The organism is Enterobacter cloacae complex sp. P29RS (assembly GCF_014893445.1).
Taxonomy (GTDB): Bacteria; Pseudomonadota; Gammaproteobacteria; order Enterobacterales; family Enterobacteriaceae; genus Enterobacter; species Enterobacter intestinihominis.
The window spans coordinates 74,773-95,152 of record NZ_JADBPZ010000009.1 but is presented as its reverse complement, the minus strand read 5'-3'; the positions used below and the strand labels follow the sequence as shown (position 1 = coordinate 95,152).

General features: G+C 57.5%; 14 protein-coding genes. 11 read left to right on the top strand and 3 right to left on the bottom strand.

From position 1 onward, the window contains the following. Position 1: 1 nt before the first annotated feature. Positions 2–529, top strand: a complete 528-nt coding sequence (gene gntK / locus IM282_RS08900) for a gluconokinase (RefSeq protein ID WP_003861569.1) — start codon at positions 2–4, stop codon at positions 527–529. Between the two features lie 3 nt (positions 530–532). Then, on the top strand, positions 533–1,873 hold the full coding sequence (gene gntU / locus IM282_RS08895; protein WP_003861572.1) for a gluconate transporter: 1,341 nt from the start codon (positions 533–535) through the stop codon (positions 1,871–1,873). Positions 1,874–1,978: 105 nt separating this feature from the next. Here the strand turns inward: gntU and yhgN are convergent, their stop codons facing one another. Beyond that, the gene (gene yhgN / locus IM282_RS08890) at positions 1,979–2,572 is read right to left on the bottom strand and encodes an NAAT family transporter YhgN (protein ID WP_003861574.1); all 594 of its coding nucleotides are present in this window, start codon (positions 2,570–2,572) and stop codon (positions 1,979–1,981) included. Between the two features lie 178 nt (positions 2,573–2,750). On the opposite strand from yhgN, the gene asd reads away from it, so the two are divergent. From asd to glgP, 6 genes are all read left to right on the top strand, one after another. Beyond that, complete coding sequence (gene asd / locus IM282_RS08885; protein WP_048966827.1) at positions 2,751–3,854, top strand: aspartate-semialdehyde dehydrogenase; 1,104 nt, start codon at positions 2,751–2,753, stop codon at positions 3,852–3,854. Positions 3,855–4,093: 239 nt separating this feature from the next. Further along, positions 4,094–6,280, top strand: coding sequence for a 1,4-alpha-glucan branching enzyme (gene glgB / locus IM282_RS08880; protein WP_023298793.1), 2,187 nt, complete (start codon positions 4,094–4,096; stop codon positions 6,278–6,280). After that, positions 6,277–8,250, top strand: a complete 1,974-nt coding sequence (gene glgX / locus IM282_RS08875) for a glycogen debranching protein GlgX (RefSeq protein WP_192970327.1) — start codon at positions 6,277–6,279, stop codon at positions 8,248–8,250. The genes glgB and glgX overlap by 4 nt, the downstream gene beginning before the upstream one ends. A gap of 17 nt (positions 8,251–8,267) precedes the next feature. Then, the gene (gene glgC / locus IM282_RS08870) at positions 8,268–9,563 is read left to right on the top strand and encodes a glucose-1-phosphate adenylyltransferase (protein ID WP_003861582.1); all 1,296 of its coding nucleotides are present in this window, start codon (positions 8,268–8,270) and stop codon (positions 9,561–9,563) included. Beyond that, positions 9,563–10,996, top strand: a complete 1,434-nt coding sequence (gene glgA, locus IM282_RS08865; protein ID WP_022649646.1) for a glycogen synthase GlgA — start codon at positions 9,563–9,565, stop codon at positions 10,994–10,996. Before glgC ends, glgA begins: the two co-directional genes overlap by 1 nt. Before the next feature lie 18 nt (positions 10,997–11,014). Beyond that, positions 11,015–13,462, top strand: coding sequence for a glycogen phosphorylase (gene glgP, locus IM282_RS08860; protein ID WP_023307123.1), 2,448 nt, complete (start codon positions 11,015–11,017; stop codon positions 13,460–13,462). A gap of 90 nt (positions 13,463–13,552) precedes the next feature. On the opposite strand, the gene glpD is transcribed toward glgP, so the two are convergent. Next, positions 13,553–15,061: a glycerol-3-phosphate dehydrogenase gene (gene glpD / locus IM282_RS08855; protein ID WP_023298790.1), complete on the bottom strand. Its 1,509-nt coding sequence runs from the start codon at positions 15,059–15,061 to the stop codon at positions 13,553–13,555. Between the two features lie 285 nt (positions 15,062–15,346). On the opposite strand from glpD, the gene glpE reads away from it, so the two are divergent. From glpE to IM282_RS08840, 3 genes are read left to right on the top strand one after another with little or no spacing between them, the layout of a single operon-like run. Further along, entirely contained in the window at positions 15,347–15,679 is a 333-nt protein-coding gene (gene glpE, locus IM282_RS08850) for a thiosulfate sulfurtransferase GlpE (RefSeq protein ID WP_022649643.1), read from the top strand. Between the two features lie 47 nt (positions 15,680–15,726). Then, positions 15,727–16,557, top strand: a complete 831-nt coding sequence (glpG, locus tag IM282_RS08845) for a rhomboid family intramembrane serine protease GlpG (RefSeq protein WP_022649642.1) — start codon at positions 15,727–15,729, stop codon at positions 16,555–16,557. Positions 16,558–16,573: 16 nt separating this feature from the next. Continuing rightward, positions 16,574–17,332, top strand: coding sequence for a DeoR/GlpR family transcriptional regulator (locus IM282_RS08840; protein ID WP_022649641.1), 759 nt, complete (start codon positions 16,574–16,576; stop codon positions 17,330–17,332). A gap of 97 nt (positions 17,333–17,429) precedes the next feature. Here IM282_RS08840 and malT read toward each other — a convergent pair whose 3' ends face one another. Continuing rightward, positions 17,430–20,135, bottom strand: a complete 2,706-nt coding sequence (gene malT, locus IM282_RS08835) for an HTH-type transcriptional regulator MalT (RefSeq protein WP_022649640.1) — start codon at positions 20,133–20,135, stop codon at positions 17,430–17,432. Positions 20,136–20,380: the final 245 nt, after the last annotated feature.

Below are 20,380 nucleotides of genomic sequence, written 5' to 3'. Positions count from 1 at the left end.
TTTGAGCACGACTAATCACGATCACCACGTTTACGTCCTGATGGGCGTGTCCGGTAGCGGTAAATCTGCCGTGGCGAGCGAAGTGGCGCATCAACTCCAGGCTGCGTTTCTTGATGGTGACTTCCTCCATCCGCGCAGCAACATCATGAAAATGGCTTCCGGCGAGCCGCTGAATGACGACGACCGCAAACCCTGGTTGCAGGCGCTGAATGATGCCGCGTTCGCGATGCAGCGCACCAATAAAGTCTCCCTGATAGTCTGTTCCGCGCTGAAAAAAACCTATCGCGACCTGCTGCGCGATGGCAACCCGAACCTCTCTTTCATCTACCTGAAAGGCGATTTCGGGGTAATTGAAAGCCGCCTGAAGGCGCGTAAAGGCCACTTCTTCAAAACCCAGATGCTGGTAACGCAGTTCGAAGCGTTGCAGGAGCCGGGTGCTGACGAGCAGGATGTCTTAGTGGTTGATATCGATCAGCCGCTGGAAGGTGTTGTTGCCAGCACCATCGAGGTTATTAATAAAAGGCAGTAAGTTTTGAGTACATTAACGCTAGTTTTGACAGCAGTGGGTTCCGTATTGCTGCTGCTGTTTTTAGTGATGAAGGCACGTATGCACGCCTTCGTTGCTTTGATGGTGGTTTCTATTGGTGCCGGTCTCTTTTCCGGAATGCCGCTCGACAAAATTGCGGCGACGATGGAAAAAGGGATGGGCGGCACGCTCGGCTTCCTGGCCATCGTAGTCGCGCTCGGCGCGATGTTTGGCAAGATTTTGCACGAGACGGGCGCGGTCGATCAGATTGCCGTCAAGATGCTGAAATCCTTCGGACACAGCCGTGCGCACTACGCGATTGGTCTGGCTGGTCTGATTTGCGCGCTGCCGCTGTTCTTTGAAGTGGCGGTGGTGCTGCTGATTAGCGTGGCGTTCTCCATGGCACGCCATACCGGTACCAACCTCGTGAAGCTGGTCATTCCGCTGTTTGCGGGCGTGGCGGCGGCGGCGGCGTTTCTGCTGCCGGGGCCTGCGCCGATGCTGCTGGCCTCCCAGATGCATGCTGACTTTGGCTGGATGATCCTGATTGGCCTGTGTGCGGCGATCCCGGGGATGATTATCGCCGGTCCGCTGTGGGGCAACTTCATTAGCCGCTACGTTGAACTGCACATTCCGGACGACATCACCGAGCCGCACCTGGGCGAGGGTAAAATGCCGTCCTTCGGCTTCAGTCTGTCGCTGATCCTGCTGCCGCTGGTGCTGGTGGGCCTGAAAACCATCGCTGCCCGCTTTGTGCCGGTGGGGTCAACCGCTTACGAATGGTTCGAATTTATTGGCCATCCATTCACTGCGATCCTGGTGGCGTGTCTGGTGGCAATTTACGGCCTGGCGATGCGTCAGGGCATGCCAAAAGATCGCGTGATGGAGATATGCGGTGCCGCGCTACAACCGGCGGGTATTATTCTGCTGGTGATCGGGGCGGGCGGCGTGTTCAAGCAGGTGCTGGTGGATTCCGGTGTGGGTCCGGCGCTGGGCGAAGCGCTGACCGGAATGGGCCTGCCGATTGCGGTCACCTGCTTCGTGCTGGCCGCGGCGGTGCGTATCATTCAGGGCTCCGCGACCGTGGCGTGCTTAACCGCGGTGGGGCTGGTGATGCCGGTGATTGAACAGCTGAACTACTCCGGCGCGCAGATGGCGGCGCTCTCTATCTGTATCGCGGGCGGTTCGATTGTGGTTTCTCACGTGAACGACGCAGGCTTCTGGCTGTTCGGTAAATTTACCGGCGCAACCGAAGCGCAAACCCTCAAAACCTGGACGCTGATGGAAACCATCCTCGGCACGACGGGTGCGGTTGTCGGGATGATTGCGTTTACGCTGCTGAGCTAACGAGACCGTATTTTGTCGGGTGGCGGCTTCGCCTTACCCGACCTACAAAAAAATCAGGTCCCGTAGGCCGGGTAAGCGTAAGCGCCACCCGGCTTTTTTACATCTTCACCCTTTCATCCATGCCCGGATCCCATCCAGGAACATCTGCGTCGCCATCATCACCAGAATCAGCCCCATCAGGCGCTCAAGGGCGTTCACCCCTTTCTCGCCCAGCAGGCGCAGGAACAGCGACGACTGCAACAGGATAATAAATGTCCCGCCCCAGGCGATCAGCAGGGCAATGACCAGGTGGCTCATCTGATTCGGATACTGATGCGACAGCAGCATCAGCGTCGCCAGAATCGTTGGCCCGGCGACCAGCGGAATCGCCAGCGGCACGATAAACGGTTCTTCACCCGCAGGCAGGCCGCTGCTGCTGCCTTCCGCGCTCGGGAAAATCATCTTTATGGCAATCAGGAACAAAATGATCCCGCCGGAAATGGAGACCGTTTCGGCACGTAAGTTCAGGAAAGCGAGGATTTTTTCACCGGCGAACAGGAAGATAAACATCACCAGTAGGGCGATGAGCAGCTCGCGGATCATGATCGCCCGACGGCGCTTCGGCTCGGTGTGCTTCAGCACCGACATGAAGATCGGCAGATTACCGAGCGGATCCATAATCAGGATCAATAAAACCGCTGCGGAAATGATTTCACTCATCTTAAATTATCCCTGATACTTATTGTGGTCATTGCGATGATTAGCACTTTTTCTGATTGCCGGGCAATCATCGATTAATTTCGCTTGCGACTTTGGCAGCATTTTGTAATGTGAAGCATATCCCAGTTCAATACTGGCTTGCACAATCAGCACACACCCCTTGCAGGAAAAAAATGCTATGAAAAACGTTGGTTTTATCGGCTGGCGCGGTATGGTCGGCTCTGTACTCATGCAACGCATGGTTGAAGAGTGCGATTTCGACGCCATCCGCCCGGTCTTCTTCTCCACTTCCCAGCTCGGCCAGGCTGCACCGTCCTTTGGTGGTACCACAGGCACGTTGCAGGATGCTTACGATCTGGAAGCGCTGAAGGCACTCGACATTATTGTGACCTGCCAGGGCGGCGATTATACCAACGAAATTTATCCGAAGCTGCGTGAAAGCGGCTGGCAGGGCTACTGGATTGACGCGGCCTCTTCGCTGCGTATGAAAGACGATGCCATCATCATTCTCGACCCGGTTAACCAGGATGTCATTACCGACGGCCTGAACAACGGCGTGAAAACGTTTGTTGGCGGTAACTGCACCGTCAGCCTGATGCTGATGTCCCTCGGCGGCCTGTTCGCACAGGATCTGGTGGAGTGGGTCTCCGTAGCGACCTACCAGGCGGCGTCCGGCGGCGGCGCGCGTCATATGCGCGAGCTGCTGACCCAGATGGGCCAGCTGCACCAGAGCGTCGCGACCGAGCTGGCAAACCCGGCGTCCGCGATCCTCGATATCGAGCGTAAAGTCACTCAGCTCACCCGCAGTGGCGAATTGCCGGTGGATAACTTTGGCGTACCGCTGGCCGGCGGTCTGATCCCGTGGATCGACAAACAGCTGGATAACGGCCAGACCCGCGAAGAGTGGAAGGGCCAGGCTGAGACCAACAAAATCCTCGCCACCGCGAACACCATTCCGGTTGACGGTCTGTGCGTGCGTATCGGCGCGCTGCGCTGCCACAGCCAGGCTTTCACCATTAAACTGAAAAAAGATGTGTCTATTCCGACCGTGGAAGAGCTGCTGGCCGCGCACAACCCGTGGGCGAAAGTGGTGCCAAACGATCGCGATATCACCATGCGCGAACTGACCCCGGCAGCCGTTACCGGCACGCTGACCACTCCGGTTGGCCGCCTGCGCAAGCTGAACATGGGACCGGAGTACCTCTCCGCGTTCACCGTTGGCGACCAGCTTCTTTGGGGTGCCGCCGAGCCGCTGCGCCGCATGCTGCGCCAGCTGGCGTAATAATTTGTTAAACACCGGGGGTGAATGTCACCCCCTTTTTTTGCGTACTACATGGAGTAAAACGCAGATGTCTTATTTTTTATCAGGAGGGCCCACGACGTTGGCTATGCTTTAAGGAAGATTTATTTCTCACCTGAGGGTAGGGCGGAGCAGAGAGGATTAACTGCACCGTTTAGGTCACATTAAAAGTCGTCCCGGAGCGCGTAAAAAGGGCGACATAAAAAAACAGGATGAATACCATGTCCGATCGTATTTCGAGAGACGTGATTAATGCGCTTATTGCGGGTCACTTTGCCGACCCCTTTTCTGTGCTAGGGATGCACCGTACAGAGGCCGGACTGGAAGTTCGGGCGCTGTTACCGGATGCAACAGAAGTGTGGGTTATCGAACCCAAAACCGGCCGCAAGGTGGGTAATCTGGAATGCCTCGACTCGCGTGGCTTCTTCTCGGGCGTCATGCCCCGCCGTAAAAATCCTTTTCGTTATCAGCTTGCCGTTATCTGGCACGGTCAGCAAAACCTGATTGACGATCCCTATAGCTTCGGCCCGCTCTTAAAAGAGATGGACGCCTGGCTGCTGTCCGAAGGGACCCATTTACGCCCCTACGAAACGCTGGGTGCCCATGCGGATACCATGGACGGTATCACCGGCACGCGCTTTGCCGTATGGGCGCCAAACGCCCAGCGCGTCTCCGTCGTCGGGCAGTTCAACTACTGGGACGGTCGTCGTCACCCCATGCGCCTGCGCCGGGAAACCGGTATCTGGGAGCTGTTTATCCCCGGCGCGCACAACGGTCAGCTCTACAAATTCGAGATGATCGATGCCAACGGCAAGCTGCGTATTAAATCCGACCCGTACGCCTTTGAGGCCGAACTGCGCCCGAATACCGCCTCGCTGATTTGCGGCCTGCCGGAGAAGGTTGTCCAGAGCGAGGAGCGCAAGCAGGCCAACCGCTTTGATGCGCCGATCTCCGTCTATGAAGTGCATCTCGGCTCCTGGCGTCGCCACACCGATAACAACTTCTGGCTGAGCTATCGCGAGCTGGCGGACCAGCTGGTGCCGTACGCCAAATGGATGGGCTTTACCCATCTGGAGCTGCTGCCAATCAACGAACACCCGTTCGACGGTAGCTGGGGCTATCAGCCGACCGGGCTATATGCGCCTACGCGCCGCTTCGGCACGCGCGATGACTTCCGCTATTTCATTGATGCCGCGCACGCCGCCGGACTGAACGTGATCCTCGACTGGGTGCCGGGCCACTTCCCGTCGGATGATTTTGCGCTGGCAGAGTTTGACGGTACGAAGCTGTACGAGCACAGCGATCCGCGCGAAGGCTATCACCAGGACTGGAACACGCTGATCTACAACTACGGTCGCCGTGAAGTGTCAAACTACCTGGTCGGGAACGCGCTGTACTGGATCGAACGTTTCGGCATTGATGCCCTGCGCGTCGATGCAGTGGCGTCGATGATCTACCGCGACTACAGCCGCAAAGAGGGTGAGTGGATCCCAAACGAGTATGGCGGGCGTGAAAACCTCGAAGCGATTGAGTTTCTGCGCAACACCAACCGCATTATCGGCGAGCAGGTGGAAGGCGCCGTGACCATGGCGGAAGAGTCAACCGACTTCCCGGGCGTTTCCCGTCCACCGGCAATGGGCGGCCTGGGCTTCTGGTACAAGTGGAACCTCGGCTGGATGCACGACACGCTCGACTACATGAAGCTTGACCCGGTTTATCGTCAGTATCACCACGATAAGCTCACCTTCGGGCTACTCTACAACTACACCGAAAACTTCATGCTGCCGCTGTCGCACGATGAAGTGGTACACGGCAAGAAATCCGTTCTCGACCGCATGCCGGGGGACGCGTGGCAGAAGTTTGCCAACCTGCGCGCCTATTACGGCTGGATGTTCGCCTTCCCGGGCAAAAAGCTGCTGTTTATGGGCAACGAATTTGCGCAAGGGCGCGAATGGAACCACGACACCAGCCTTGACTGGCATCTGCTGGAAGGCGCGGACAACTGGCACCACGGCGTGCAGCGTCTGGTTCGCGACCTGAACCTGACCTATCGCCACCACAAAGCGCTGCACGAGCTGGACTTCGATCCGTACGGCTTTGAGTGGCTGGTGGTGGACGACCACGAGCGCTCGGTGTTTGTCTTTGTACGACGTGATAAAGCCGGTAACGAGATCATTGTTGCCAGCAACTTCACGCCGATACCGCGCGAACACTACCGCTTCGGCATAAACCAGCCGGGCAAATGGCGCGAAATCCTTAACACCGACTCCATGCACTACCACGGCAGCAACGCCGGTAACGGTGGCCTGGTACAGAGCGACGCCATCGAAAGCCACGGTCGTCCGAACTCCCTTGGCCTGACGCTGCCGCCGCTGAGCACAATCTGGCTGGTGCGGGAGGGAGAATGACGCAGCTCTCGGCAGGTAAACCCGAACCGCTCGGGGCGAGTTTTGACGGAAAGGGGGTGAACTTTACGCTCTTTTCTGCCCATGCTGAGCGGGTGGAACTCTGTGTGTTTGACGGGGAAGGTAACGAACACCGTTACGATTTACCGGCGCGCACGGGGGATACCTGGCATGGCTACCTGCCCGGAGGACGGCCGGGGATGCACTACGGTTTTCGCGTACACGGCCCCTGGGAGCCCTCTCAGGGGCACTGGTTTAACCCGGCGAAGCTGCTGATTGACCCATGTGCGCACCGTGTGGACGGTGAGTTTAAAGACGACCCGCTGTTCCACGTTGGCTACGGCGAACCAGACCACCGCGACAGCGCACCCGTCGCGCCCAAAAGCGTGGTGGTACACGATCTCTACGACTGGGAAGACGATGCCCCGCCGCGCACGCCGTGGAGCAACACCGTTATTTATGAAGCCCACGTCAAAGGGCTGACGTATCTGCATCCGTCAATCCCCAAAGAGATGCGCGGTACCTACAAAGCGCTTGGGCATCCGACGATGGTCGCGTACCTGAAGCACTTAGGGATCACCGCCCTGGAGCTGTTGCCCGTGGCGCATTTTGCCAGCGAGCCGCGGCTGCAGCGTCTTGGGTTAAGCAACTACTGGGGCTACAACCCGCTGGCGATGTTCGCCCTCGACCCGCGCTACGCGGTGCATCCGGAGAAGGCGCGGGATGAGTTTCGCGATGCGGTGAAGGCGCTTCACGCGGCGGGTATCGAGGTCATTCTGGACGTGGTGTTGAACCACAGTGCAGAAAGCGATCTTGATGGCCCGACGCTCTCACAGCGCGGAATCGATAACCGTAGCTATTATTGGATCAGGGACGACGGCGATTACGAGAACTGGACCGGGTGCGGTAACACCCTCAACCTCAGTCATCCGGCCGTTACGCATTACGCGTACGCGTGCCTGAAATACTGGGTTGAGACGTTCCACGTGGACGGTTTTCGTTTCGACCTGGCGCCGGTAATGGGGCGCACCCCGGCGTTCAGCCAGCAGGCGCCGCTGTTTGAGGCCATCAAAAACTGCCCGGTGCTTTCAAAGGTGAAGCTGATTGCGGAGCCCTGGGACATCGGCGAGGGCGGTTATCAGGTGGGGAACTTCCCGCCGCTGTTTGCCGAGTGGAACGACCACTTCCGCGATGCCGTCCGCCGCTTCTGGCTGACGCGCGATCTGTCGCTGGGGGAGTTTGCCGGTCGCTTTGCCGGCTCCAGCGATCTCTTTAAGCGTGACGGCAAACGTCCGTCGGCCACCATTAATCTGGTGACGGCGCACGACGGTTTTACGCTGCGCGACTGCGTTTGTTTCAATCAGAAACACAATGAGGCAAACGGCGAAGAGAATCGCGATGGGACTAACAACAACCATAGCTTTAACCATGGTATAGAAGGGTTAGGCGGAAGTCTGGATGTGATCGAGCGGCGACGCGCCAGCGTTCATGCGCTGCTGACGACGCTATTGTTGTCGCAGGGCACGCCGATGCTGCTGGCAGGCGATGAGCACGGTCACAGCCAGCACGGCAACAACAACGCCTATTGCCAGGACAACACCCTGACCTGGCTCAACTGGGAAGAAGCGAACAGCGGGTTGACCCATTTCACCGCGGCGCTGATCCATCTTCGCCAGCACATCCCCGCGCTCACCGCCGACTGCTGGTGGGAAGAGGGCGACGGCAACGTTCGCTGGCTGAATAAAGACGCGCAACCGTTAAGCGCGCAAGAGTGGCAACACGGCATACCCTGTCTGCAAATCCTGCTTTCGGATGCGTGGCTGGTGACGCTGAACGCGACGGATGACGTCGCAGAGATTGTTTTACCTGACGGGGAATGGCGAGCCATTCCTCCCTTTGCCGGAGCGGATAATCCGGTTGTTATGGCTGTCTGGCACGGGCCTGCGCACGGAGTGTGCGTATTCCAAAGATGATAAAAAAGGAGTTAGTCATGGTTAGATTAGAGAAGAACGATCCGTTAATGTTGGCGCGCCAGCTACCATTAAAAACAGTTGCCCTGATCCTCGCGGGCGGGCGTGGTACCCGTCTGAAAGATTTGACCATCAAGCGCGCCAAACCGGCCGTTCACTTTGGTGGTAAGTTCCGTATTATCGATTTTGCACTCTCCAACTGCCTGAACTCAGGCATTCGCCGTATTGGCGTCATTACCCAGTATCAGTCGCACACGCTGGTGCAGCACATTCAGCGCGGCTGGTCATTCTTCAGCGAAGAGATGAACGAGTTTGTCGATCTGCTCCCGGCGCAGCAGCGCGTTCACGGGGAGAACTGGTACCGCGGCACGGCGGATGCCGTGACCCAGAACCTCGACATCATTCGCCGCTACAACGCGGAATACATCGTTATCCTCGCCGGGGACCACATCTACAAGCAAGATTACTCCCACATGCTGATCGACCACGTCGAAAAAGGTGCGCGCTGCACCGTGGCGTGTCTGCCGGTGCCTGTTGCAGAAGCAACCGCGTTTGGCGTGATGCATGTAGATGGCGACGACAAGATTATCGACTTTGTCGAAAAACCGGCGAATCCGCCAACCATGCCGGGAGACGACACCAAATCGCTCGCCAGCATGGGGATCTATGTCTTTGATGCCGATTATCTTTATGAGCTGCTGGAAGAAGACGACAAAGACGAAAACTCCAGCCACGACTTCGGTAAAGACATCATCCCGAAAATTACCAAAGCTGGCATGGCGTATGCACATCCTTTCCCATTGTCCTGCGTGCAGTCCGATCCAAATGCGGAACCTTACTGGCGCGACGTCGGCACGCTGGAAGCCTACTGGAAAGCCAACCTCGATCTGGCGTCCGTGACGCCTGAACTGGATATGTACGACCAGAACTGGCCGATTCGCACCCATATGGAATCGCTGCCGCCGGCGAAGTTCGTCCAGGATCGCTCCGGCAGCCACGGTATGACGCTGAACTCGCTGGTCTCTGGCGGGTGCATTATCTCCGGTTCGGTGGTGGTGCAGTCCGTGCTGTTCCCGCGCGTGCGTATAAACTCATTCTGTAATATCGATTCGGCAGTCCTGCTGCCGGATGTCTGGGTAGGGCGCTCATGTCGTCTGCGTCGCTGCGTTATCGACCGTGCCTGCGTCATTCCCGAAGGGATGGTGATTGGGGAAAACGCGGAAGAAGATGCACGTCGTTTCTACCGATCGGAAGAGGGGATCGTGTTAGTAACACGGGAAATGTTGCGGAAGCTGCAAATCAAACAGGAGCGATGATGCAGGTTTTACACGTATGTTCTGAGATGTTCCCGTTGTTAAAAACGGGCGGACTGGCGGATGTTCTTGGTGCATTACCGGCGGCGCAAATTGCCGGAGGGGTGGATACCCGCGTGTTGTTACCCGCTTTTCCGGATATCCGGCGTGGTATTCCCGATGCGAAGGTTGTTACCCGCCGCGAGACCTTCGCGGGACGTATCACCCTGCTGTTTGGACATTACAATGGCGTAGGGATTTACCTGATTGATGCGCCGCATTTATACGACCGACCCGGCAGCCCGTATCACGATACCAACCTGTACGCCTATACCGATAACGTGCTGCGCTTTGCCCTGCTCGGCTGGGTGGGGGCGGAGATGGCCGTCGGGCTGGATCCGTTCTGGCGTCCGAACGTGGTGCACGCGCACGACTGGCATGCGGGGCTGGCTCCTGCATATCTGGCGGCGAAAGGACACCCGGCGAAATCGGTGTTTACGGTGCACAACCTGGCGTATCAGGGCATGTATTACGCGCATCATATGAATGACATCGATCTGCCATGGTCGTTCTTTAACATGCACGGACTGGAGTTTAACGGACAGATTTCTTTCCTGAAGGCCGGTCTGTACTACGCCGACCACATCACGGCGGTCAGCCCAACCTACGCGCGGGAAATTACCCAGCCGGAGTTCGGTTACGGTATGGAAGGGCTACTGCAACAGCGCCACCGTGAAGGTCGTCTGTCGGGCATTCTGAACGGCGTGGATGAACAGATCTGGAATCCGGAAACGGACCTCCTGCTGGCAGCGCGCTATGGTCGCGACTCCGTGGAGGACAAAGCGGAGAACAAGCGTCAGCTACAGATTGCGATGGGGCTGAAGGTCAACGACAAGGTACCGCTGTTTGCGGTGGTCAGCCGCCTGACCAGCCAGAAAGGGCTGGATCTGGTGCTGGAAGCGCTGCCGGGATTACTGGAGCAGGGTGGGCAGCTGGCGCTGCTCGGCGCGGGCGACCCGGTATTGCAGGAAGGTTTCCTCGCGGCCGCGGCGGAACATCCGGGGCAGGTGGGCGTGCAGATTGGCTATCACGAAGCGTTCTCGCACCGCATCATGGGCGGCGCAGACGTGATTCTGGTGCCGAGCCGTTTCGAGCCCTGCGGCCTGACGCAGCTCTATGGTCTGAAATACGGCACGCTGCCGCTGGTACGCCGCACGGGCGGGCTGGCGGATACGGTGTCTGACAGCTCCCTGGAAAACCTGGCGGATGGTATCGCCAGCGGGTTTGTTTTCGAGGACAGTAATGCCTGGTCGCTACTTCGGGCGATCCGGCGTGCTTTCGTCTTGTGGTCCCGTCCATCCCTGTGGCGTTACGTACAACGTCAGGCGATGTCCATGGACTTTGGCTGGCACGTTGCGGCGCAGTCCTACCGCGACCTTTATCAACGCTTGATGTAACGAGGCGAAGTTACTGATATGAATGCTCCATTTAGCTACTCTTCCCCCACGCTCAGCGTTGAGGCGTTGAAACACTCCATCGCCTATAAGCTGATGTTTACCATTGGGAAAGATCCCGTTATTGCCAACAAACATGAGTGGCTGAACGCCACGCTGTTTGCGGTGCGTGACCGTATGGTCGAACGCTGGCTGCGCTCCAACCGCGCCCAGCTCTCGCAGGAGACGCGACAGGTGTATTACCTGTCGATGGAGTTTTTGATTGGTCGCACCCTCTCCAATGCGCTGTTATCGCTCGGGATTTATGACGACGTCAAAAACGCACTGGAAGAGATGGGGCTGGACTTAGAAGAGCTGATTGACGAAGAGAACGACCCGGGGCTGGGTAACGGTGGTCTCGGGCGTCTTGCCGCCTGCTTCCTCGATTCACTGGCGACGCTGGCGCTGCCGGGACGCGGGTACGGTATTCGCTACGACTACGGCATGTTCAAGCAGAACATCGTTGATGGGCGTCAGAAAGAGTCGCCGGACTACTGGCTGGAGTACGGTAACCCGTGGGAGTTCAAGCGCCACAACACGCGCTACAAGGTGCGTTTTGGCGGGCGTATTCAGCAGGAAGGGAAAAAATCCCGCTGGGTGGAAACCGAAGAGATCCTCGCCGTGGCCTATGACCAGATTATCCCCGGCTACGACACCGATGCGACCAACACGCTGCGTCTGTGGAACGCGCAGGCCAGTAGCGAGATCAACCTCGGTAAATTCAATCAGGGTGACTACTTCGCGGCGGTGGAAGATAAAAACCACTCTGAGAACGTGTCCCGCGTCCTGTATCCGGATGACTCGACCTACTCGGGCCGCGAGCTGCGCCTGCGTCAGGAGTATTTCCTCGTCTCGGCAACGATTCAGGATATCCTTAGCCGTCACTATCAGCTGCACAAAACCTATGCGAATCTGGCGGAGAAAACGGCGATTCACCTCAACGATACCCATCCGGTGCTGTCGATCCCTGAGCTGATGCGCCTGCTGATTGACGAGCATAAGTTCAGCTGGGATGACGCGTTTGAAGTGACCTGCCAGGTGTTCTCGTACACCAACCATACGCTGATGAGTGAAGCGCTGGAGACGTGGCCGGTGGATATGCTCGGCAAAATTCTGCCGCGTCACCTGCAAATCATCTTCGAGATCAACGACTACTTCCTCAAGACCTTGCAGGAGCAGTACCCGAACGATACCGGCCTGCTGAGCCGCGCCTCGATCATTGATGAATCCAATGGTCGCCGCGTGCGCATGGCCTGGCTGGCGGTGGTGATCAGCCATAAGGTCAACGGAGTTTCAGAGCTGCATTCGAACCTGATGGTGCAGTCGCTGTTTGCAGACTTTGCGAAGATCTTCCCGACGCGTTTCTGCAACGTGACCAACGGCGTCACCCCGCGCCGCTGGCTGGCGCTGGCGAACCAGCCGCTGTCTGACGTGCTGGACGAAAATATCGGCCGCACCTGGCGCACCGATTTGAGCCAGCTGAGCGAGCTTGAGCAACACATTGATTTTCCGACGGTGAACAAAGCCGTACGGGAAGCCAAGCTGCTGAACAAGAAACGGCTGTCAGTCTGGCTGGCGATGCATCTCAACGTGGTGGCGAACCCGAAAGCGCTGTTCGACGTGCAGATCAAACGTATCCACGAGTACAAGCGTCAGCTGATGAACGTCCTGCACGTCATCACTCACTACAACCGCATTAAGGCTGACCCGACAGCGGAGTGGGTGCCGCGCGTGAAAATCTTTGCCGGTAAGGCGGCCTCCGCGTACTACATGGCGAAGCACATCATTCATCTTATCAACGATGTGGCGAAGGTAGTGAACCAGGATCCGGACATTGGTGACAAGCTGAAAGTGGTGTTTATCCCGAACTACAGCGTAAGCCTGGCGCAGCTGATTATTCCGGCGGCGGATCTCTCAGAGCAGATTTCCACGGCGGGGACGGAAGCATCCGGCACCAGCAACATGAAGTTTGCCCTGAACGGCGCGCTGACCATCGGCACGCTGGACGGCGCAAATGTCGAAATGCTGGAGCATGTGGGCGCGGAGAATATCTTTATCTTCGGGAATACGGCGGAAGAGGTAGAGGCGCTTCGCAAGCAGGGCTACTCGCCGCGTGAGTATTATGAAGAGGATGAAGAGTTACGCCAGGTGCTGACGCAAATCGCCACCGGGGTGTTTAACCCTGAGGAGCCTGGGCGCTATCGTGACCTGGTGGACTCGCTGATTAACTTTGGCGATCACTATCAGGTGCTGGCGGATTACCGCAGCTACGTGGATTGTCAGGATAAGGTGGACGAACTGTACCGTCAGCAGGAGAAGTGGACCAGCGCCGCGATGCATAACATCGCCAACATGGGATACTTCTCGTCAGACAGGACCATCAAAGAGTATGCCGAGAATATCTGGCATATTGATCCGGTGAGGTTGTAAAACAAAGCCGGGTGGCGGCTCCGCCTTACCCGGCCTACTCGATCCTGTAGGCCCGGTAAGCGCAGCGCCACCGGGCATTTTTTGTCACCCTCAGGACGCCAGTGACAATTCACGCTTTCCCGCATGCTGTTGCAACCATTGCGCCACGCGAGACTGCTGCTCGGCATTCAGCCACATCCCTTCTTTAGTACGACGCCAGATGGCATCGTCCAGACGGCGCACCCATTCGTGTTCCACCAGGTAGCGCAGTTCCGCTTCGTACAGCTCATGGCCAAAATGCTCGCCCAGATCGGCAATCTCTTTTGCGTCACCGAGGAACAGTTCGGTATTGCTGCCGTAGGTGCGGGCGTAGTGGCGCGCCATTCCTTCGGTAATGAACGGGAAGCGGCGACGCAGCTTCGCGGCGTAATCGTCGCGGTTATTGCCGATATCGCCGCCAGGCAGCACGGCGCCTTTCGTCCACGCCGGGCCGATGCCTTTGTAATACGGCGCCAGTTTCTCCAGCGCATGCTCCGCCAGTTTACGGTAGGTGGTGAGCTTACCGCCAAACACCGACAGCAGCGGCGCCTGACCGTCCACGTCATGAATATCAAGCGTATAGTCACGGGTGATGGCCTGCGGTGAGTCAGACTCGTCATCACACAGCGGACGCACGCCGGAGTAGGTCCAGACCACGTCATCGCGCGCCAGCTGTTTCTTAAAGTGTGCGTTGTACACTTTCAGCAGGTAGCTGACTTCGCTCTCTTCAATCTCAACGTTTTTCGGATCGCCCTTGTACTCCACGTCAGTGGTGCCGATGATGGAGAACTCGTCCATCCACGGGATCACAAACACGATGCGCTTGTCTTCGTTTTGCAGGATATAAGCCTGCTTCTGGGTATGCACGCGCGGCACCACAATGTGGCTGCCCTTGATCAGGCGGATGCCGTACGGAGAAGGCAGGTGCATACCGTCATCGAAGAACTGTTTTACCCACGGGCCGGTGGCGTTCACCAGGCCGCGCGCTTTCCAGCTAAACTTCTCGCCGGTATCCACGTCTTCCGCTTCCACGATCCACAGGCCGTTTTCGCGGCGCGCGGCGGTCGCGCGGGTACGGGTTTTCACCTCGCCGCCTTTCTTCTCGACCATCTGCGCGTTAGCCAGCACCAGACGCGCATCGTCCACCCAGCAGTCAGAATATTCGAAACCGCGCACGATTTCAGGCTTAAGGACCGATTCTGAGCCAAAACGCAAACCGGTCGAACCCGGCAGGCTGGTGCGTTTACCCAGATGATCGTACATGAACAGGCCGATGCGGATCATCCACGCCGGACGCAGGTGCGGGCGGTGAGGCAGGCGGAAGCGCATCGGGATCGCCAGATGCGGAGCCATTTTCAGCAGCACTTCGCGTTCGGCCAGCGCTTCGCTGACCAGGCGGAATTCGTAGTGTTCCAGGTAGCGCAGGCCTCCGTGGATCAGCTTGGAGCTGGCGGACGACGTCGCGCAGGCGAGATCGTTAGCTTCCAGCATCAGCACGGATAAACCGCGTCCTGCGGCATCAACCGCAATACCGGCACCGTTGATGCCCCCGCCTATCACAATCAGATCTTTGGTTTCCATAACACCCTCATGCACTTTCGTTAAAGCTCAAAAATGTTCGATATCGCTCATAATAGCAAAGGAACGCGCTTTTGGTAACATCAAAAAAACAATTTAGAGTGATATGGATAACATAATGGCGTTTACCCGCCGCCAGGACGTACACTACGGGGTAAAATGGTGCGGTCTGATGCCCTCACCCCAGCCCTCTCCCACGGGGAGAGGGTGATCCGTTTCCCTCTCCCTCCGGGAGAGGGTAGGGTGAGGGGAAAACCGCACCACACCTGAATATAAGATGAGAACACCATGGATCAGTTTGAATGTATTAACGTAGAAGAAGCCCATCAGAAGATGCACCAGAAAACCGCGGTGCTGGTGGATATCCGCGATCCGCAGAGCTTTGCGATGGGCCACACGCCGGGCGCGTTCCATCTCACCAACGACACGCTGGGCGCGTTTATGCGCGATAACGACTTCGACACGCCGGTGATGGTGATGTGCTATCACGGCAACAGCAGTAAAGGCGCGGCGCAGTATCTGCTCCAGCAGGGTTACGACGCGGTATACAGCGTCGATGGCGGCTTCGATGCATGGCATCGTCATTTCCCGGCAGAAGTTGAATACGCGTTTGAGCGCTGATCCCGCTATACTGTCCCCTTTTGTGTGGAAATAAGCGACCGCTGCCCATGTTGATGATCACCTCTTTTAGCAACCCGCGCGTCGCCCAGGCGTTTGTCGACTATATGGCGACGCAGGGCATTATCCTGACTATTCAGCAGCATACACAGACGGATGTCTGGCTGGCAGACGAAAGCCAGGCTGGGCGCGTGAACGCCGAGCTGGCGCGTTTCCTGGAAAACCCGGGCGACCCGCGTTATCTGGCAGCAAGCTGGCAATCTGGCCAGACCGACAGTGGCCTGCACTATCAACGTTTTCCGTTTCTCGCCACCCTCCGCGAGCGCGCAGGACCATTTACGCTGCTTTTGATGGCAGCCTGCATCATCGTCTTCATTATTATGAGCGTGGTGGGCGATCAGAGCGTGATGATTGCCCTCGCATGGCCGTACGATCCCTCCCTGCAATTTGACGTCTGGCGCTACTTCACGCATGCGCTGATGCACTTCTCGGTGATGCATATCCTCTTTAACCTGCTGTGGTGGTGGTATCTCGGCGGGGCGGTGGAGAAGCGGCTCGGCAGCGGCAAGCTGATTGTGATCACCCTTATCAGCGCCCTGTTAAGCGGCTATGTGCAGCATAAATTCAGCGGTCCGTGGTTTGGCGGGTTATCCGGCGTGGTGTACGCCCTGATGGGTTACGCCTGGCTCAGAGGCGAGCGCGACCCGGAAAGCGGCATCTATTTACAACGTGGATTAATAACCTTTGCGTTAATATGGCTTATTGCCGGATGGTTTGATCTGTTTGGTATGTCTATCGCCAATGGTGCGCACGTTACCGGCCTGGCGGTCGGGCTGGCGATGGCGCTGGCCGATACGCTCCATGCGCGAAAACGAACATAATTCCCAGGGATATTTCATGAAACAAACACAACGTCATGACGCCATTATCGAACTGGTAAAAAAACAGGGATACGTCAGTACTGAAGAGCTGGTGGAGCAGTTTGCCGTCAGCCCGCAAACCATCCGTCGTGACCTCAACGACCTGGCCGATCAGAACCGTATTCTGCGCCATCACGGCGGCGCGGCGCTGCCGTCCAGCTCGGTGAACACCTCATGGCATGACCGTAAGGCGACGCAAACGGCAGAGAAAGAGCGTATCGCCCGTAAAGTGGCGAGCCAGATCCCGAACGGCGCGACGCTGTTTATTGATATCGGCACCACGCCGGAAGCGGTCGCCCATGCGCTGCTGAACCATGAGAACCTCCGCGTGGTGACCAACAACCTGAACGTGGCCAACACGTTGATGCAGAAAGACGATTTTCGCATCATCCTCGCGGGCGGCGAACTGCGCAGCCGCGACGGGGGCATTATCGGCGAAGCGACGCTCGATTTTATCTCTCAGTTCCGCCTCGACTTCGGCATTCTGGGGATCAGCGGCATCGACACCGACGGCTCGCTGCTGGAGTTTGATTACCACGAGGTGCGCACCAAGCGCGCGATTATTGAGAACTCGCGCCACGTGATGCTGGTGGTGGATCACTCGAAATTTGGCCGCAATGCGATGGTCAACATGGGCAGCATTAGCATGGTGAATGCGGTCTACACCGACGAGATGCCGCCGGCGGGCGTGTTGCAGGTGATTAAGGATAACAATTTGCAGCTGGAGTTGTGCTAGCGGTTGTGTCGGGTGGCGCTGCGCTTACCCGATCTACAAATTGTTCTCCCTCTCCCTGTGGGAGAGGGCCGGGGTGAGGGCATCAGGCCGCACAAAACTAAACTCCGTACCCCATCATCTTCAACAACTGCTGCGCATGCTGCACCGCGTCCTGACGGTGCGCCACGCCCAGCTTTTGATACAGATTGCGAATGTGCGTTTTGATGGTGGTTGCCGCCACCGCCAGCTCACCGGCTATCTGCTCGTTGCTGTAGCCTGAATAGATCAGCCCCAGCACCTGCCATTCACGCTGTGTGAGCGGGCTGGTGCGGATAAGCTCCGGTACTTCCGGATGGTTCAGCAGACGTTCAACAAAGTTCTCATCGAAGTGCGCAAACTTGTGGCGATGGTGCTGGTTGATCTCGCGCAGAATGCGCTGGGCGCGATGCTGATCGAGTTCCGGCAGCGTGTTGAGCTGAATCAGCTGGCGCAACTGCTGGGCCATCACTTCACCCTCAATCACAAAGTGGCTGATAAACCCGGTGCGGTTCGCCAGCTGCAACGCTTCCAGCAGCACGCGCTGGGCATCGTTTTTACGTCCCGCCTGCCAGTAAAGCTGGTTTAACAGCAGCAGGTTGCGGTTTAAATCGCTCATCAGGCGCAGGCTGCGGGCGTTTTCGTTTAACTCTTCCAGCACGATTTCGGCAGGCTCGAAGTCACCCAGCAGGATCTGCACGCGGGCAATATTGCGCCACTGGCTTTGCAGGAAGTGGTTATTGGCAAATTCTGGTTTAGGCGTGTGACGCAGCCAGTTAGCGGCGGACTTTTTATCGCCGGTCATCTGCCAGTAAATCACCCGGACCTTATCGGCGTTGGAGACCCAGTCGCTATGGTACTGCCCGTTGCCGAGCAGGTTTTCCAGGCGGTTAAGGTGGTTGCGGGCATTATCCAGGTCGCCTCGCGCCAGCGAGCACTGCACCAGCAGGGCCAGGCACTGGAGTTGCTGCTGCGGCTGGAAGCTCGAAAGCACATTCAGGCCCTGGCGGGCGCAGCTTTCTGCTTCATCCAGACGCGACCATGCCCAGAGCAGCTGAGCGCGAATACGCAACAGGAACTCGTGCATTGGCAGCTGTTCCAGATGCTGTTCACGGATCAGCTGGAACGCTTTCTCCTGGTTTTCCCAGGCGGCCTGCAGGAACCCCTGAGCAAATAAAATCTCGCTTTGCTGGATCAGGCTCCAGAGGGCGTAATGCCAGACATCGTGGCGGCGGGCCATCTGTTCGGTTTGCTGCATGAGCGAAAGCGAACGCGTGAGGTCGCCCTTACAATGCAGCACTTCGCCGTGTACCGAGGTGGCCACAATACGGCTGTAGAAATTCGCCAGCGGCAGCTCATCCAGCGCGACCATCGCCAGCCGTTCGGCTTCTTCCGGGTCGCCGTCGTTAATCGCCACCTGCGCACGCAGGGCGTTAAATTCGCCGTGCAGGGTGGCATCCATCTCGCTTTCCATCTCCTGCTCGGCGCGCGCCAGCAGGGTGTTCACTTCGCTGTAGCGATGCTGGCTCTGCATCAGCCAGGCCTGGAGCAGCACCAGACGCGGATTCTCCAGCAGGCTCTCCCACGGCAGCGCTTTTAACGACTCTTCCAGCAGCGTCAGTTCGCTGTGGTTGAACAGTCCCCACGCGTGGTTGAGCAGAATATCGCGCAGCATACCGGCATCTCCGGCGGCCAGCGCATGGTGGATAGCCTCGCTCGGGAAACCTTGCGCCATCCAGCTTTCGGCGGCGGCGCGGTGAATTTCTGGCAGCTCTGCGGCCATCTCCCACTGGCAACGCTGGCGCAGGAAGCTGCCAAACAGCGGATGGTAGCTAAACCATTCGCCGGGATCGTCCATTCGCGTCAGGAACAAACCCTGACGTTCAATCTCTTCGAGCTGAAGCTGCCCGTTTTCAATACCGGTGACGCGCACAATCAGCGCATCGTTCATCGAACGTAGCAGGGAGCTTTTCAGCAGGAAATGGCGGGTAGTGAGGTCTACGCTGTTGAGTACCTCATCCACCAGATAATCCGACAGGTGGCTGGCGTTGATGCCCGCCAGGCGGCGCGCGGACTGGTGCGTTGGGCTATTGTTTTGCCGCGCGGAAAGGGCAATCAGCTGAAGCGCCGTGGCCCAGCCTGCAACGTCATCACACAGGCGGCTGCTTTCCGACGCCTCAATCGGAGAAGTCAGACGGCAGTCAAAGAACTGTTTCGCTTCCTGATGGGTAAAGGCCAGCTGCTGACTGCCAATTTCCAGTAGCTGATCGCGCACCCGCAGGTTGGCAATGCCCAGCTGCGGAAGGTTGCGCGACAGGACGACCAGCGTCAGGTTTTCCGGCTGATGGCGCAGGAAGAACCGCATCGACTCGTGAATAACCGGGTTGGTGATCAGATGATAATCATCAATCACCACATACAGCGGGCGATGCCATTCGGCCAGTTCGATAAACAGCTGGGAGAACAGAGAGGACAGGCTGGCGTACTGGCGCTTTTGCACCATCACCTCGCTGGTGACGCAGTGTCCGTTGGTTGCCTGCTGAATCGCGGCAATTAAATAGCTGGCAAAACGCTCCTGCTGGTTATCACCTTCATCCAGGGAGTACCAGCCAAGATCGCTTTTACCTGCCGCCCATTGCGAAATGAGCGTTGTTTTTCCATAACCCGCAGGACTCGTAACCAGCGCCAGTCGGAAATTATGCGCACCGGAAAGTTTAGCCAGCAGGCGCTCGCGGACCACAGTATGGTCAAGACGAACCGGGCGACTTAATTTGGACGGAATCAACATAGTTTTCACTTCACTGTGGGGAACGAGAGAATTTATTTTTTTTGCGCTTCGTAATTAATATCTATAAGTTCGGCCAATAGAGGAACTATTGCAAGTTATGTCTGGGTTTGGAGGCTCTGAATTTGCACTCTGTCACAAAACATTCTCATCATTGGTGGAACTTTTCATAAATGGCTGGATGCCGCGCTGTTACTGGCTTGTCTGCATGGCGCGCGGTTGCGCTGAAACTGGTTTCAGAAAGAGAT